This is a genomic window from Streptomyces sp. NRRL S-646 (assembly GCF_000720765.1).
Lineage (GTDB): Bacteria > Actinomycetota > Actinomycetes > Streptomycetales > Streptomycetaceae > Streptomyces.
Window position 1 is genome coordinate 114,895 of sequence record NZ_JODC01000006.1, and the last position, 14,564, is coordinate 129,458.

At 70.7% G+C, this 14,564-nt stretch carries 12 protein-coding genes and 1 pseudogene; 6 read left to right on the forward strand and 7 right to left on the reverse strand.

Features of this window, described 5'->3' with window-relative positions:
- Nucleotides 1–10: 10 nt before the first annotated feature.
- The 5 genes and pseudogenes from IH68_RS53035 to IH68_RS0114095 all read right to left on the reverse strand — a co-directional run.
- Nucleotides 11–1,144 (reverse strand): annotated as a pseudogene (locus IH68_RS53035) (sialidase family protein); the annotation flags it as partial.
- 2 nt (nt 1,145–1,146) lie between these two features.
- Complete coding sequence (locus IH68_RS0114080) at nt 1,147–1,809, reverse strand: response regulator transcription factor (protein WP_030934056.1); 663 nt, start codon at nt 1,807–1,809, stop codon at nt 1,147–1,149.
- A complete protein-coding gene (locus IH68_RS0114085) occupies nt 1,806–3,041 on the reverse strand; it encodes a sensor histidine kinase (protein WP_030934057.1) in 1,236 nt (411 codons plus the stop codon). Before IH68_RS0114085 ends, IH68_RS0114080 begins: the two co-directional genes overlap by 4 nt.
- Before the next feature lie 58 nt (nt 3,042–3,099).
- On the reverse strand, nt 3,100–5,181 hold the full coding sequence (locus tag IH68_RS0114090; protein ID WP_078912452.1) for an MMPL family transporter: 2,082 nt from the start codon (nt 5,179–5,181) through the stop codon (nt 3,100–3,102).
- Between the two features lie 224 nt (nt 5,182–5,405).
- A complete protein-coding gene (locus IH68_RS0114095; RefSeq protein ID WP_030934063.1) occupies nt 5,406–5,960 on the reverse strand; it encodes a hypothetical protein in 555 nt (184 codons plus the stop codon).
- A 409-nt stretch (nt 5,961–6,369) separates the two neighbouring features.
- On the opposite strand from IH68_RS0114095, the gene IH68_RS0114100 reads away from it, so the two are divergent.
- Both IH68_RS0114100 and IH68_RS0114105 read left to right on the forward strand, forming a co-directional pair.
- On the forward strand, nt 6,370–7,047 hold the full coding sequence (locus IH68_RS0114100; RefSeq protein ID WP_051833422.1) for a hypothetical protein: 678 nt from the start codon (nt 6,370–6,372) through the stop codon (nt 7,045–7,047).
- Nucleotides 7,048–7,119: 72 nt separating this feature from the next.
- Nucleotides 7,120–7,566 (forward strand): DUF6234 family protein, encoded by a 447-nt coding sequence (locus tag IH68_RS0114105; protein ID WP_030934069.1) that lies wholly within the window; start codon nt 7,120–7,122, stop codon nt 7,564–7,566.
- Nucleotides 7,567–7,650: 84 nt separating this feature from the next.
- Here IH68_RS0114105 and IH68_RS0114110 read toward each other — a convergent pair whose 3' ends face one another.
- Together IH68_RS0114110 and leuA are read right to left on the reverse strand one after the other, a co-directional pair.
- Complete coding sequence (locus IH68_RS0114110) at nt 7,651–8,346, reverse strand: TerB family tellurite resistance protein (RefSeq protein ID WP_030934072.1); 696 nt, start codon at nt 8,344–8,346, stop codon at nt 7,651–7,653.
- A gap of 185 nt (nt 8,347–8,531) precedes the next feature.
- Nucleotides 8,532–10,253, reverse strand: coding sequence for a 2-isopropylmalate synthase (gene leuA, locus IH68_RS0114115; protein ID WP_030934075.1), 1,722 nt, complete (start codon nt 10,251–10,253; stop codon nt 8,532–8,534).
- Between the two features lie 320 nt (nt 10,254–10,573).
- Between leuA and IH68_RS0114120 the strand changes: the two genes are divergently transcribed.
- From IH68_RS0114120 to IH68_RS0114135, 4 genes are read left to right on the forward strand one after another with little or no spacing between them, the layout of a single operon-like run.
- On the forward strand, nt 10,574–11,641 hold the full coding sequence (locus IH68_RS0114120; RefSeq protein WP_030934078.1) for a M4 family metallopeptidase: 1,068 nt from the start codon (nt 10,574–10,576) through the stop codon (nt 11,639–11,641).
- A gap of 21 nt (nt 11,642–11,662) precedes the next feature.
- The gene (locus IH68_RS0114125; protein WP_030934081.1) at nt 11,663–11,929 is read left to right on the forward strand and encodes a protealysin inhibitor emfourin; all 267 of its coding nucleotides are present in this window, start codon (nt 11,663–11,665) and stop codon (nt 11,927–11,929) included.
- Nucleotides 11,930–11,975: 46 nt separating this feature from the next.
- Nucleotides 11,976–13,301 carry a GH1 family beta-glucosidase gene (locus IH68_RS0114130; RefSeq protein ID WP_078912453.1) on the forward strand — a complete coding sequence of 442 codons (1,326 nt, stop codon included), beginning with the start codon at nt 11,976–11,978 and terminating at the stop codon, nt 13,299–13,301.
- Nucleotides 13,298–14,551, forward strand: a complete 1,254-nt coding sequence (locus IH68_RS0114135) for an MFS transporter (protein ID WP_030934086.1) — start codon at nt 13,298–13,300, stop codon at nt 14,549–14,551. Before IH68_RS0114130 ends, IH68_RS0114135 begins: the two co-directional genes overlap by 4 nt.
- Nucleotides 14,552–14,564 lie beyond the last annotated feature (13 nt).

The following is a 14,564-nucleotide window of genomic DNA, read 5'->3' on the forward strand; positions in this document are numbered from 1 at the left end:
ACGCCGGAGGGGCTGAATTTGGCTCAGCCAACTCACCCACCGTGCCCCGATCGACCTGCACCAGGTCGGAGTACGCGGCCGGATACGCCGACACCGTCAGCACCTTCGTGAACATCTCCCCCTCGTCGTCACTCCGCCAGACCGCCATCGCCCGCCGAGCGGTCGGCACGGACGGCCCAGAAAACAGCAACGGCCCCTTGCGGCCCGCGAGTTGGAGGACGCTCCCCTGGACCACCGGAACGTCGTTCAGTGCGGGCTGCACCGTGTACGGACGGTCGAGGGACTCACCGCCGTCCCCGGAGTACGCGTCGAGCCGGTTCCCGACACTCGTCCCGTTCTGATCCCGTGCACTGAAGTACAGCCTGCCGTCAGGGAGTTGGGCAGCCGAGGACTCATTGGCGTTGTTCACACCGTCGTACGTGGCGTCCACGAAACCCAGCCGCCACGTAAACCCCCCGTCGTCGCTGTAGATGGCGTGCGCGCCGTAGTACCTGGCCTCCTGACCCGTGTCGGGCGAACCGGCGGGTGGGGCCGCGGAGTGGTTGGCGGGGACGACCAGACGGCCGGCGTGCGGGCCGTGGGTCAGCGCGACCGCGTGGCCCGGCCCGGTCGCGTACCAGCGCCAGCCCGCCGGCTTCACCTCGTCCGTGATGTCCCGCGGCGGCGTGAAGTGCCGCCCGTCGTCCCGGCTGCGCTGCACGAACACCCGCCGGCTCTGCTGGGGCGTGACCTCGCCGCGCATTATCTGCGCCTCGGTGACCGCGCCGCTGTTGTAGGAGGTCAGCAGGACGACCGCACCGGTGCGCGGGTCGACGACCGGGGCGGGGTTGCCCCGGGTGTCGCCGTTCCCGGCAGCCACCACGTGCAGCGGACCCCAGGTGCAGCCCCCGTCGCCGGAGCGTCTGAGGACGACGTCGATGTTCCCGGTGTCCCCGGCGCCGTTGTGGCGGCCCTCGGCGAAGGCCAGCACCGTGCCGCGGCCGGTCGTGACCGTCGCCGGGATGCGGTAGGTGTCGTAGCCGCCCTCGCCCGAGACGTACGGGACGGAGGACGTGCAGCCGGTGGAGGCGTGGGCCGGTGCGAGGGCCGTGAGCGGGGTGAGGAGCACGGTGGCTGCGAGAAGGGTGCGGCTCAGGAAGGTCACCGTCAGATCGTTCCCGGAGTGACCAGTCCCGATTCGTAGGCCACGATGACCAGCTGCGCCCGGTCCCGCGCCCGCAGCTTTCCCATGATCCGGCTGACATGGGTCTTCGCCGTCAGCGGGCTCAGTCCCAACGCCTCGCCGATCTCGGTGTTGTTGAGTCCGCGCGCCAGCAGGGTCAGCACCTCCCGCTCCCGGTCGGAGAGGCATTCCGGCCCGCCGGTCACGGGCGCCGACGGGCTGCGCAGGAACCGCTCGATCAGCCGTGCCGTCGGTCCCGGTGAGAGCAGTGCCTCGCCCGCGGCCACCGTGCGGATCGCGTCGAGGAGTTCGGCCGGCCGGGTGTCCTTCACCAGGAATCCGGAGGCCCCCGCCCGCAGCGCCTCCACGATGTTCTCGTCGGTGTCGTAGGTGGTGAGGACCAGGACCCGTACGCCCGCCAGGTCGTCGTCGGCGGCGATCAGCCGGGTCGCCTCGATGCCGTCCAGGTCCGGCATACGGATGTCCATCACCACCAGGTCGGGGCGCGCGCCGCGGACCAGCTCCACCGCCTCCCGGCCGGTGCCCGCCTGTCCGACGACCTCCATGTCCCGCGCCGACTCGACGAGCATGGCGAACGCGGCCCGTACCAGGGTCTGGTCGTCGGCCAGCAGTACGCGGATGGTCATCCGTTGCTCTCCCCCGTGGTCGTCAGCGGCAGTACGGCCGTCACCTCGAAACCGCCTTCCGCCCGCGGCCCGGCGTCGAGTGTGCCACCCACGCTGCGGGCCCGCTCCCGCATGCCGACCAGCCCGAAGCCGGGCGTGGTGCCGGGAGTGGGTCCGGTGCCGTCGTCGGTGACGGACAGGTGCAGGGCGCCCTCGTCGTCGTACAGGTCGACGCGTACGGCCGGTTCGGGGCCCGCATGCCGTACCGCGTTGGTCAGCGCCTCCTGCACGATGCGGTACGCGGCGGCGCCGACGGCGGACGGGGCGTGCCGTGCCCGTACCGTCTGCTCGACGCGCGCGCCCGCGAGCCGTGCCGTCTCCACCAGGTCGGGCAGGCCGTCGAGGCCGGGGAGCGGGCCGCGGCCGTCCGTGCAGTCGTTCTCGCGGAGCACCTCCAGCGTCGTACGGACCTCTCCGCGCGCCGTCCGGCACGTCTGAGCGATGTCGTCCAGAGCCTTCGCCACGGTCTCTCTGTCCAGGCGTTCGGGGTCGGCGGCCAGGACGTGCGCGGCCACCGACGTCTGCACGCCGATGAGGGTGATGGTGTGGGCGAGCAGGTCGTGCAGGTCGCGGGCGATGCGCAGACGTTCCTCGGCGACCCGGCGGCGGGCCTCCTCCTCGCGGGTGCGTTCGGCGCGTTCGGCGCGCTCGACGATCGCGGCCACGTACTGCCGGTAGTAGCGGACGTCCACGCCGCAGAAGAGTGTGGCGATCACCCAGCCGGAGACGCGGAGGAGTTCGAGGCCCTGGTGGTAGTCGACGGCGAACATCGCGGTCACCGTGACGCCGAGGACGGCGACGGCGGTCAGCACGGTCCGCAGCGGGCGGCCGGTGACGGCGACCGTGTACAGCGCGACGCAGGTGGCGGGCACGGGCGCGCCGTGGTTGTTGTCCAGCGCGTGGTACGGCGCGACCAGCGCCACCACCGCCGCCAGCACGAGCAGCGGGTGGCGGCGGCGCCAGACGATCGGCACATACGCGGCGAGCAGCAGCGTCCAGCCGAGCGCGTCGGGGCGGTCGTGCGGGGCGGTGAACAGCGCCAGGGCCACCCCCGCCGCGGCCAGGACCGCGGCGAGGATCGCGTCGTTGCGGATGCCGTGCGGGGCGGTGCGGGGGTCGCGGTTGACCACCGCCATGATCCGCTCCGCCCGGCGGGGCCGCGGCACTGTCGTCGTCTCTGTCACGTGGTTCATCTTCCGCTGGGCGGGCGCCCCTCCGGGAGGAAGGGGCGCCCGGCGGTTCACAAGGACCTCATACGGGCTCCGGCTGCCGTTCCCGCCGCACCGGCTCCGGCGCCCGCGACAGCCGCCCCGGCCACCACACCCGGCGCTTCAGCAGCACGCTCGCCGTCGTCACCAGGTACGTCCGTACGAGGAAGGTGTCCAGCAGCACGCCCACCGCGATCACGAACCCGAGTTCGACCAGCGCCACCAGCGGCAGCGTGCCGAGCACCGCGAAGGTCGCGGCGAGTACGACACCCGCGGAGGCGATGACCCCGCCCGTGGTGCGCAGGGCGGTGAGCGCCGCCGTGTCGGGTTCGGCACCCGCGGCGGACTCCTCGCGCATGCGGTGCATGAGGAAGATGCCGTAGTCGACGCCGAGGGCCACCAGGAAGACGAAGGACAACAGGCCGAGGCCCGAGTCCGTGCCCGCGAAGCCCAGCACCGGCCCGAACACCAGCCCGCCGATCCCGAGGGCCGCGCCCCACACCGCGACCACCGCGACGAGCAGCATCAGCGGCGCGATCAGGCTCCGCAGCAGGCCTACGAGGATCACGAACACGGCGGCCAGTACCAGCGGCACGACGACCTCGCGGTCCCTGGCCTGACTGTCGGTCAGGTCGAGCTGCTGGGCGCTCGGCCCGCCGACGTAGGTGCCGTAGGTGTCGTCGAGCCCGGCGCGCAGGGCCTCGATGGTGCGGGTCTCCCCCTTCGACTCGGGGGCCGCGGTGGCGTAGACGGAGATCTCCGTCCAGCCGGAGCCGGTGCGGCCGGTCGTCGCCTGGGCGACCCCGTCGGTCGTGCGGGCCTCGGCCAGGACGGCGGCGGCCTTGGCGGTGGGGGCGATCACGGTGATGGGCTGGCTGCTGCGCTCCGGGTAGGCGCGGGCCAGGGTCTGGCTCGCGGAGATCGACTCGGGCTTCGCGGTGAAGGAGTCCTCCTGCTTGAGGGTGCCGGGGAGGTTCAGGGCACCCAGCGCGAGTGCGCCGAGGAGCACGGCACCGCCGGCAAGTACGACGACCGGGCGGCGCGTGGCCGAGTTGCCCATCGCCGCGAACAGCGACCGCCGCGCCTTGGGCTCGCTGCCGAAGGCCGGGATCAGCGGCCAGAAGACGCGGCGGCCGAGGAGGACCAGCAGGGCGGGCAGCAGGGTGATCATCGCGGCGAGGGCGGCGAGCACGCCCACCATGCCGACCGGGCCCATGCCGCGGCTGCTGTTGAGGTCGGCGGCGAGCAGGCACAGCAGCCCGGCCGCGACGGTGCCGGAGGAGGCGAGGATCGCCGGGCCGCAGCCGCGCAGGGCCGCGCGCATGGCGTCGTACGGGCGCTCGTGGCGCCGTAGCTCCTCGCGGTGGCGGGAGATGAGCAGCAGCGCGTAGTCGGTGCCCGCGCCCAGCACGAGGACCGTCATCACGCCGCCGCTCTGGCCGGTGACGGTGACGCCGAACGCCGCGTGCAGGCCGTACGCGGCGGCCATCGCCATGCCCGCGGCGACCCCGGCGACGGCCAGCGGCACCAGCCACAGGAACGGGCTGCGATAGATGAGGATCAGCAGGGCGGTGACGACGCCGAGGGTGGCGTAGAGCAGGGTGCCGTCGATGGAGCCGAACACCTTGCTCATGTCGGTCTGGAGGCCGCCGGGTCCGCCGACCTCGACGCTGAGTCCCGCGCCGCCGTTCGCGAGGTCGCGCACGCCGTCGACGAAGGCGTCCCGTGCCTTGTCGTCCTGGCCCGGCTGTGTGCTGGAGACCGGGTACATGAGGGTGGTGCCGTCGCGGGAGGGGACCACCTTCGCAGTGCCGGTGAGCTGGTACGTGGTCCCTATCTCGGCGACCTGTGCACTCGCCTTCCGCTTGTCGGCGGTGGTGAGGCCGCCGTCGCGGTGGTAGACGAGCACCAGGTCGGTGGCCTCACCGCCGGGCAACTCATCCTGGATACGGGCCACTTGGGTGGAGTCGGCGCTGTCCGGCAGGTAGTCCACGGACCGGTTCTGCTGGATGTCGGAGAACTTCCCGGCGAGCGGTCCGGCGAGCACGAGCGCGGCCAGCCACAGGCCGAGCACCACCCACGGCACGGCACGCCGTCCCCGTGTTCCTGTCCTTGCGGCCCCCATGGACGGGCCTCCCTCCGGTCGGATGTCTGGGTCGGTTCCAGACTCCCGGCGCGCGGGGGACGGTTCGTCGGGCGTGAGGGCGAGTTGGGGGGTACTGCCGGGGGTGGCGCAGTCACAGGATTACTCCCCGGGGAGTACTGCGGGCGCCGCCGCTGCGCGCAGGCACCGGTTGCCGCCGAGGGTCTCCCCGGCTGCAACCGGTCGCCTTCGCGCGTCGGCGAGGGTCAGTCGCAGGGCGTGGCGCTGCGAACGGCGTCGATGATTGCGGGGCCCGCGATGCCGTCCCACATGATGGCCGTCACCTTCGAGCAGAACACGTAGGAATGGCTGCCCTCGATCTTGACCGGGCCCGCGTACTGGGTGAAGAGGCCCTCGTCGACCTTGCAGGTGGGGTTGACCCTGTTCGGGCACAGCTTGAGCTTCATCTTCATGCCACCGGGCATGTTGTTCTCGAAGATGGCGCAAGCGCCGGAGAAGCCCTGGCTGTTGGTCTTCGTGTAGCTGAACAGGGTGCCGTAGCGGCGGGAGTCGGGAAGGCGCTCGGCATAGTCCAGCCTGTAGCCGGCGCCGCACTCGGTGGCGGCCGCCTGGACGACCGCCTTGTGCTGCGCGGCGAGGGCCTTGGTCTGCGTGGACGCCGCCGACGTGAACTGCACGGCGGTTCCCGGCAGTCGCAGTTCATCGGCGGTGGGCGTGGCGGCGGTGGCCGCAGGAGTCACGAACACGGAGGTGAGCAGCGCGGCTCCGGCGGCCAGGCTGCGTACGAGCGTACGAGACATGATGGATCCCCCTGTAATGCTCTGAAATCCCGCCGGAGCGTGTGCAGTTGCACAGCAGCGGTCGGGTGGTCGCTGAAACGATACCCACTGATGGACCTTCGACTGAAGGAAACTGACGTGGTGTGAGTCACGTGTGAGTTCATTGTGAAAATTGTGGGTGACACACGCCGTGGTGGACTGATACGTTCCAAGTGACCACTCGAACCGAACACCGGTTCCCAATGCGCGCTTTTCACGGGGGAATGCTGCGCTATGTCTCGCGACGCCGTGCGTGTCACCTTGCTGCCCACCACACATACGTGCCCGGCACAGCCGCACCCTGACCAGGTCGGCCGGTGACCACGCGGCCAATCGGCCCGCGCGACCATCGCCATCTCCTTCGCTGACTGCGCCGCGCGTTCCCTTTGCAATGGGAACGCTCCAGTCCTTCCACCCGAAGATCGGCGGCGCCCGCCGCCACGCCGACTCCCTGGAGCTCACCTTCACCGGCATGGGCCTGCAGCCCCTGCCGTCCTGTGGGGCTCCGCGTCGGGCGGGGCCCCATCCGACCGAGAGGAACACCGTCATGAGGAAGCTTCTGTCCACCGCCGTCGCGGGCTGCTCCGCCGCCCTCGCACTCGTCGCCCTGGCCGCGGCGCCGGCCTCGGCCGGCACCACCGACTCCCACTTCGAGGTGGTCTTCCCCGGCAACAAGCCGCAGACCCTGTACAGCGTCCAGAACACCGCGGCCCTGTCCGGCAGCATGACCGGCAAGTCGGTCGTGAGCTGGCAGATCCTCGAGGACCAGGTCGTCGACAACTCCAAGCGGTTCACCAGCTTCAAGATCACGACGCGGATCGAGGAGCGCCTGACCAAGACCAGCGAGGACCACGTCGTCACCTCGAAGACGTGCGACCTGACCAAGCTCGTCAACGACAACTACACCTGGTTCCAGGTGGAGCCCGCGAACACCTGCGTCGCGCCGTCCACCACCTACGACGGTGAGGTGTACTGGTCGACGGACTCGACGATCGTCTACGACATCGAAGGTGACGGCAGGGGCGCGGTCACCAAGGACCTCCAGGGTTCCCCGCTGGTGCACGGCTGACGTCCGCACGACGCCGGGGCCTGAGTACCTGTACTCAGGCCCCGGTCCCGCTTCCGGGAAAGACTCGCTCCCATGACCGAGCCCGATCCCGGACGGCCCCTGGGCCTGCCGCAGTTCCGCGGTGACAATGTGCCGCCCCCGAAGGCCGGACTCCAATGGCTGCCCGTCGCCGCGGACATCGCCCTGGCCGTCGGACTGCTCGTCCTCGACGCCATCGGGACCGTCGTCGCCTTCCTGATCGGCATCGATTACAGCGGCTGGGAGCCCTTCGATCCCGGTGCGGACAACTCCGGCATCCATCTCACGCCCAACTGGCTCTACGTGGGCGTCGCCGGCGGCGTCATCCTGCTCACCGCCGTACTGCTCCACCGGCTCCGCGCCGTCGTCAGCACCTGTCTTCAGGTGCTCGTCGCCGTCGTCGTGGTGCTCGTCGCCGTGGCCGGCGCGCAGTTCGACGAGGAGCACGGCGCCCGCGCCGATGCGTCCGTATCCGGGCACGCGGCCGCATCGCACCACTGATCACCGCGGCCGCGCGGCCCAGGCCCCGCAGCGGCCGACGAGGAAGGACCGGCGGCCACCGCCTCAGCCGCCACGAGTCCGGGTCTAGGACGGCGTCCGCGCCGCCGCCAGCAGCCTCGTCACGTCGTCCGAGCAGATGGTGAGGGCCGCGCCCACCGTGGACAGGACGTCGCGTTCGGCGGGGGTGTACGGGCCGTCGGCGAGGGCGATGCGGGCGCCCTGCAGCAGGATCGACTCGCGGCCGACCGGGGCGAGGTGCGGGGCCAGCGGGTCCAGGGCCTCGTGCAGCTCTATGGCGAGTCCGGCGCCGCAGGACTGGCCGTAGGCCCGGCCGGTGTCCGCGGCCAGCGCCTCGACGAGCGCGTTCAGCTGGTCCTCGGTGCAGTCGTCGAAGCCGGCCGCGCGGACCGTGCTCGCGGCGGCCTCCAGGGCCGTACGGGAACAGGTGCCGCCCGCGGCCAGCACCGCGAGCGCGACGGTGTGGACGGCGTCGCGGAGCATCGCCGAGAAGCGGGTGGTGGTGGGGTGGTCGAGAACGTCGGTGCCGAAGTGGCGGCGACAGGCCGCGCATTCGACGACCGGCGCGGTCTCGCCGCGCGGCAGCACGGGCACCCCGAGAAGGATGAAGCGGCGGTGGCCGGTCAGCCGCTGGTAGTTGCGGTCGCCCCCGCAGCCCGGGCAGAAGAACTCGCCGTCTCCGACGGGTGTCCACGCGGTGCGGGTACCCAGAAGGCGCGCAGGCCTGGCGGCTCGGCCGTTTCGTCCCCGTACTGGCAGCACGTCGCACCTCCTTAACACCGCGGCAACATCGTCGCGGTGTCCGTGATGTTAGCCACATCAGTGAGGCGTAGTCAGCACCCTGGACGAGACCTTTCCGTGACCTCCACGAACAGATGGCCGATAAGCGACGGGGCCCTGATCGCCGTATACGACGATCAGGGCCCCGAAATGCCCGGTCAGAAGCGTCAGCGGGTCGCGCGGTTCACCGCGGAGACGACCGCCTTCAGCGACGCACGCGTCGTGTTCGCGTCGATGCCGATTCCCCACAGGACCTTGTCGTCGATCGCGCATTCGATGTAGGAGGCGGCCTGCGCGGAGGCGCCCTCGCTCATCGTGTGCTCCTGGTAGTCCAGCAGGCGGGCGTCCACGCCCACCTTCTGCAGGGCGTCGAAGAAGGCCGAGATCGGACCGTTGCCGGTACCGGTCAGGACGGTGTCCTCGCCGTCGACCGTGGCCTCGACGCGGAGGGTGTCCACGCCGTCGGTGTCGGTCGTCGACTGGCCGTTCTTGACCTGAATGCGGCCCCACGGGTTCTCGGGGTTCGGCAGGTACTCGTCCTGGAAGACCGCCCAGATGTCGGAGCCCTTGACCTCGCCGCCCTCGGCGTCCGTCTTGGCCTGGATCAGCTTCGAGAACTCGATCTGCATCCGGCGCGGCAGGTCCAGCTTGTGGTCGTTCTTCAGGACGTACGCGATACCGCCCTTGCCGGACTGCGAGTTGACGCGGATGACGGCCTCGTAGGAGCGGCCGACGTCCTTCGGGTCGATCGGCAGGTACGGGACGGCCCACTCGATGTCGTCGACGGTGACGCCCTTGGCGGCCGCGTCGGCCTCCATCGCGTCGAAACCCTTCTTGATGGCGTCCTGGTGGGAGCCGGAGAAGGACGTGTAGACCAGGTCGCCCACGTACGGGTGGCGCGGGTGGACCTCCATCTGGTTGCAGTACTCCCACGTACGACGGATCTCGTCGATGTCGGAGAAGTCGATCTGCGGGTCGACGCCCTGCGAGAACAGGTTCATGCCCAGGGTGACCAGGTCGACGTTGCCGGTGCGCTCGCCCTGTCCGAACAGACAGCCCTCGACGCGGTCGGCGCCGGCCATCAGCGCCAGCTCGGCGGCGGCGACGGCGGTACCCCGGTCGTTGTGCGGGTGGATCGACAGGCAGACGTGCTCGCGGCGGGACAGGTTGCGGCCCATCCACTCGAAGCGGTCGGCGTGGGTCGACGGCGTCGAACGCTCCACCGTGGCGGGCAGGTTGAGGATGATCTCGCGGCCCGGGCCGGGCTGCCAGACGTCCATGACCGCCTCGCAGACCTCCAGCGCGAAGTCCAGCTCGGTGTCGGTGAAGATCTCCGGGCTGTACTGGTAGCCGAACTCCGTCTCCGGGCCCAGCAGCTTCTCGGCGTACTCCATCACCAGGCGCGTGCCGTCGACGGCGATCTGCTTGATCTGGTCCTTGGAGCCGCGGAACACGACCCGCCGGAAGACGGGCGCGGTGGCGTTGTACAGGTGGACGTTGGCGCGCTTGGCGCCCTTCAGCGACTCGACGGTCCGCTCGATCAGGTCCTCGCGGGCCTGGGTCAGTACGGAGATGGTGACGTCGTCGGGGATGGCCCCGGGCTCTTCGATGATCGACCGTACGAAATCGAAGTCCGTCTGGCCGGAGGCGGGGAAGCCGACCTCGATCTCCTTGTAGCCCATCTTGACCAGCTGGTCGAACATCCGGCGCTTGCGCTCGGGCGACATCGGGTCGATCAGGGCCTGGTTGCCGTCACGCAGGTCGGTCGACAGCCAACGGGGGGCCTGGGTGATCCGCTTCTCGGGCCAGGTGCGGTCGGGGATGTCGACCTGCTCGTACCGGCCGTACTTGTGGATCGGCATGGTGCTGGGCTGCTGGCGGTTCGCCATGATGACTCGGGCTCCTCAGGGTGTCCGGAAGGACGGCCGACGACGCAACGCCAAGCTCCGCGGGGAGGGAGTCGACCTGGACTACAGGCCCTCGCCGCGGCAGCTAAGAAGAAGCAGCCCGAAACGCATGATGCGAAGCATGCTAGCCGAGCCCCTTCGGATGCGGGGCGCCGTATCAGTATGCGGGACCCGCGGGATGAATGGGACAAAAAGTGCGCCATACCACTTCGTCACGGAGCGTGCGCTTCCCTGTCCGCATATTTCACCAATCATGGTTGCGGGTAGTGACACGGGCATAACTCAGTGCAAGGGTGCCGGGCATGACGACCAACGGGGGCTTCGAGCCCGTCTTCTGCACCGTCGTACCGCCGCATGTCCTGGACAAGCTGGCACGGCACGACGACCCCGCACTCTCCGGTCCCGCCCAGCGCACCCTGATGCGCGACAGCGAGCTGCGCGGCCGCCGCCGCGTGACGGCCGAGTTCGGCCTCGCGGCCGCGCCGGCGGCGAAGGCACCGTCCGACCAGCCGCTGCGCACCATCTACGACGCCGGGCACAAGACCGACCTGCCCGGCCGGAAGGTGCGCGCCGAGGGCGCCGCCCCGGGCAAGGACGCCACGGTCAACCGCGCCTACGCGGGCCTCGGCGCCACCTTCGACCTGTACCTCAAGGCCTACCAGCGCCACTCGATCGACGGCGACGGCCTGCCCCTGGACGCCAGCGTCCACTTCGACCACGACTACAACAACGCCTTCTGGAACGGCGAGCAGATGGTGTTCGGCGACGGCGACGGCGAGATCTTCCTCGACTTCACCATCCCGATCGACGTCATCGGCCACGAGCTGACCCACGGCGTCACCCAGCACACCGCGAACCTCACGTACTACGGCCAGCCGGGCGCCCTGAACGAGTCGATGTCCGACGTCTTCGGCTCGCTCATCAAGCAGTACACGCTCGGCCAGACCGCCGCCGAGGCCGACTGGCTGATCGGCGCGGGCCTGCTCGCCCCGAGCGTGACCGGCAAGGCCCTGCGCTCCATGAAGGAACCGGGCACGGCGTACGACGACGACGCCCTCGGCAAGGACCCGCAGCCCGCGACCATGGACGACTACGTCCGCACCGGCCGGGACAACGGCGGCGTCCACATCAACTCCGGTATCCCCAACCACGCGTTCTACCTGGTCGCCTCCGCGCTCGGCGGCCATGCCTGGGAGAAGGCGGGACAGATCTGGTACGACGTCCTGACCGGCGGCGAGCTGTCCTCGCAGGCGCTGTTCAACGACTTCGCGAAGCTCACGGTCGCCGCGGCGAAGGCCCGCTTCAACGAGGGCGAGGAGCTCCAGGCCGTACAGAAGGCGTGGGAACAGGTCGGGGTGCGGATCCTGTGACCGCGTACTAGACAGGGACCCATGCGTATTCAGGTGAGGCGTACGGGTGGGTTCGCGGGCATCGAGCGCCATGCCGAGGTGGACACCTCGGGCCGGCCCGACGCCCAGGAGTGGCACGCCCTGGCCGAACGCGCTCTCGCGTCCGGCCGGGGCACGCCTCCCCTCGGGGTTCCGGACGGCTTCAGCTACCAGATCACGGTGGACGGGAAGACGGTGTACGCGGCCGATCCCCGGCTCACGGAGGAGCAGCGCAAACTGATCAGCCGGGTATTGAAGGAAGGGGCGTAACCGGCAGTTCACGCCTGGCCGTTGACTTCCGTTACCGCCGGTAAGGATGATCCGGCCCATGGCTTCTGATGCAGGCAATCCGATACCCCGCTTCCCGGCCGGCTTCCTGTGGGGCGTGTCGACCTCGGCCCACCAGATCGAGGGCGCTGCCGACGAGCGCGAGCCGTCCGTGTGGGACGCCTTCACGGCCGAGCCGGGACGGGTGAAGGACGGCTCGACCGCGGCGGTGGCCTGCGACCACTACCACCGCTACCGCGAGGACGTGGCGCTCCTGACCGACCTCGGCGTGGACGCGTACCGCTTCTCGGTCTCCTGGCCGCGGGTGCGCTCCGCGGGCGGACTCGACTTCTACGACCGTCTCGTCGACGAACTGTGCGCGGCGGGCGTACGACCCGCACCGACCCTCTTCCACTGGGACCTCCCGCTGGGCATGGACTGGCTGGAGCGGGACACGGCGTCGCGTTTCGCGGAGTACGTGTCGGTGGTGGCCGACCGGCTCGGCGACCGCGTCCAGAAGTGGATCACCGTCAACGAGCCCGCGGAACATACGTTGCTGGGGCATGCCCTCGGTGCTCACGCGCCCGGCAGGCAGCTGCTCTTCGACGCGCTGCCGGTGGCCCACCACCAGCTGCTCGCCCACGGTCTGGCCGTACGGGCCCTGCGCGCGTCCGGCGCCACGGACATCGGGATCGCCAACTCGCACGGGCCGACCTGGCCGGCGTCCGAGGAGACCGCGGACCTGGAGGCGGCGGGCTTCTACGACCTGCTGCTGAACCGCCTGTTCGCCGACCCGCTGCTGCTCGGCCAGTACCCGGAGGGCATAGGCGAGTTGATGCCGGGCGACGTCGAGTCCGACCTGAAGGTCATCGCGGAACCGATCGACTGGTACGGCATCAACTACTACGCGCCGACCCAGGTAGGCGCCCCGCAGGGCGAGGACATCGAGTTCGGCGGGCTGACCATCCCGGCCGAACTCCCCTTCTCGGTACGGCAGATCGAGGGCGTCCCGGTGACGGACTTCGGCTGGCCCGTGGTCCCCGAGGGCCTGACCGAACTGCTCACCACCTTCCACGAGCGCTACGGCGACCGCCTCCCGCCCGTCGTCATCACCGAGAACGGCTGCTCCTACCCGGGCCTCGACGACCAGGAGCGGATCGCCTATCTGGACGGCCATCTCCGGGCCCTGCACAAGGCCGTCGAGGCGGGCGTGGACGTGCGCGGTTACTTCGTGTGGTCGCTGCTGGACAACTTCGAGTGGGCGGAGGGGTACGAGCGCCGGTTCGGGCTGGTGCACGTCGACTTCGAGACGCAGCTGAGGACGCCGAAGTCGTCGTACAGCTGGTTCCGGGATGTGCTGCGGGCGCAGAGATGACCGCCACCCGGCCCACCGAGGCACTCGCCGAGCCCGTCGAACGGGTCGGCCGCGGCTGGACGGCCGCCCTCTCGCTCGCCAACGGGGCGATCTGGGTGGGCTGGTACGGCCCCCTGCAGATCCTGCTGGCCTCCCAGGCGAAGGACTTCGCGCCCGGCTCCGGCATGTCCAAGGAGGCGATGCTGGCGTGGGTGACGGGGGCCGGTGCCGCGGTGTCCCTGGTTGCCAACCCGTTGTTCGGCGCGCTGTCGGACCGCACGACGTCCCGCCGGGGCCGCCGTACGCCGTGGATCGTGGCCGGGGCGGCGGGCGGCGCGCTGTCGTTGCTGCTGCTCGCGGGCGCGGGCGGGGTGTGGACCATGGCGGCCGGCTGGTGTCTGGTCCAGCTGACACTGAACGCGGCGTTCGCGGCGGTGACGGCGGCGGTGCCGGACCGGGTGCCGCGGCTCCAGCGGGGCTCGGTGGGCGGCTGGCTGGGGGCCGCGCAGATCCTGGGCGTGGTCGGCGGCACGGGGCTCGCGACGGCGGCCGGGGGCGTGGGGGCCGGGTATGCGGCGTGCGCGGTGTTCACGGTGGTGGGGGTGGTGCCGTACGTCCTGCGGTACGAGGACGTGCGGCTGGCGGTGGCGGACCGGCCGGCGTGGTCGTGGCGGTCCTTCGTCGCCGGGTTCTGGCTGAGTCCGCGCCGGTATCCGGACCTGGGCTGGGCGTGGCTGACCCGCTTTCTGATCAACCTCAGCAACGCGCTGGTGCTGCTGTACCTGCTGTACTACCTGCGCGATCGCCTGCACTACGGCGACCCCGACCAGGGTGTGCTGATCCTGACGGCCGTGAACGGGGTGACGCTGCTCGCCACGGTTGTGGTGGGCGGGGTGTGGTCGGACCGGGTGGGGCGGCGCAAGCCGTTCGTGATCTGGTCCGGGGTGCTGATGGCGGTGGCGACTGCGGCGCTGGCGGGCTGGCAGACCTGGCCGGGCGCGATCGTCGCGGCGGCGGTGCTCGGGGTCGGCTTCGGCGTCTTCACCTCGGTCGACTTCGCGCTGATGACGGACGTACTGCCGAAGGCGCTGGACCGCGGCAAGGACCTCGGCGTGATCAACGTGGCCAATGCCCTGCCACAGGTCGCGGCACCCGCCCTCGCCGCGCCGATCGTGACGTATCTCGGCGGCTACCGGGTGCTGTACCTGGTGTCCGCGGTGATCGGGTTGGCGGGGGCGGTGCTGGTGGGGCGGATCAGAGGGGTGGACTGAAGCGTCTACGACG

Bases quoted from the DNA above. Each gene is read 5' to 3' on its own strand.
- IH68_RS0114105 (WP_030934069.1), top strand. From the start codon at position 7,120: ATGACCGAGCCCGATCCCGGACGGCCCCTGGGCCTGCCGCAGTTCCGC.
- IH68_RS0114085 (WP_030934057.1), bottom strand. From the start codon at position 3,041: ATGAACCACGTGACAGAGACGACGACAGTGCCGCGGCCCCGCCGGGCG.
- IH68_RS0114100 (WP_051833422.1), top strand. From the start codon at position 6,370: ATGGGAACGCTCCAGTCCTTCCACCCGAAGATCGGCGGCGCCCGCCGC.
- IH68_RS0114120 (WP_030934078.1), top strand. From the start codon at position 10,574: ATGACGACCAACGGGGGCTTCGAGCCCGTCTTCTGCACCGTCGTACCG.
- leuA (WP_030934075.1), bottom strand. From the start codon at position 10,253: ATGGCGAACCGCCAGCAGCCCAGCACCATGCCGATCCACAAGTACGGC.
- IH68_RS0114080 (WP_030934056.1), bottom strand. From the start codon at position 1,809: ATGACCATCCGCGTACTGCTGGCCGACGACCAGACCCTGGTACGGGCC.
- IH68_RS0114130 (WP_078912453.1), top strand. From the start codon at position 11,976: ATGATCCGGCCCATGGCTTCTGATGCAGGCAATCCGATACCCCGCTTC.
- IH68_RS0114095 (WP_030934063.1), bottom strand. From the start codon at position 5,960: ATGTCTCGTACGCTCGTACGCAGCCTGGCCGCCGGAGCCGCGCTGCTC.
- IH68_RS0114125 (WP_030934081.1), top strand. From the start codon at position 11,663: ATGCGTATTCAGGTGAGGCGTACGGGTGGGTTCGCGGGCATCGAGCGC.
- IH68_RS0114090 (WP_078912452.1), bottom strand. From the start codon at position 5,181: ATGGGGGCCGCAAGGACAGGAACACGGGGACGGCGTGCCGTGCCGTGG.
- IH68_RS0114135 (WP_030934086.1), top strand. From the start codon at position 13,298: ATGACCGCCACCCGGCCCACCGAGGCACTCGCCGAGCCCGTCGAACGG.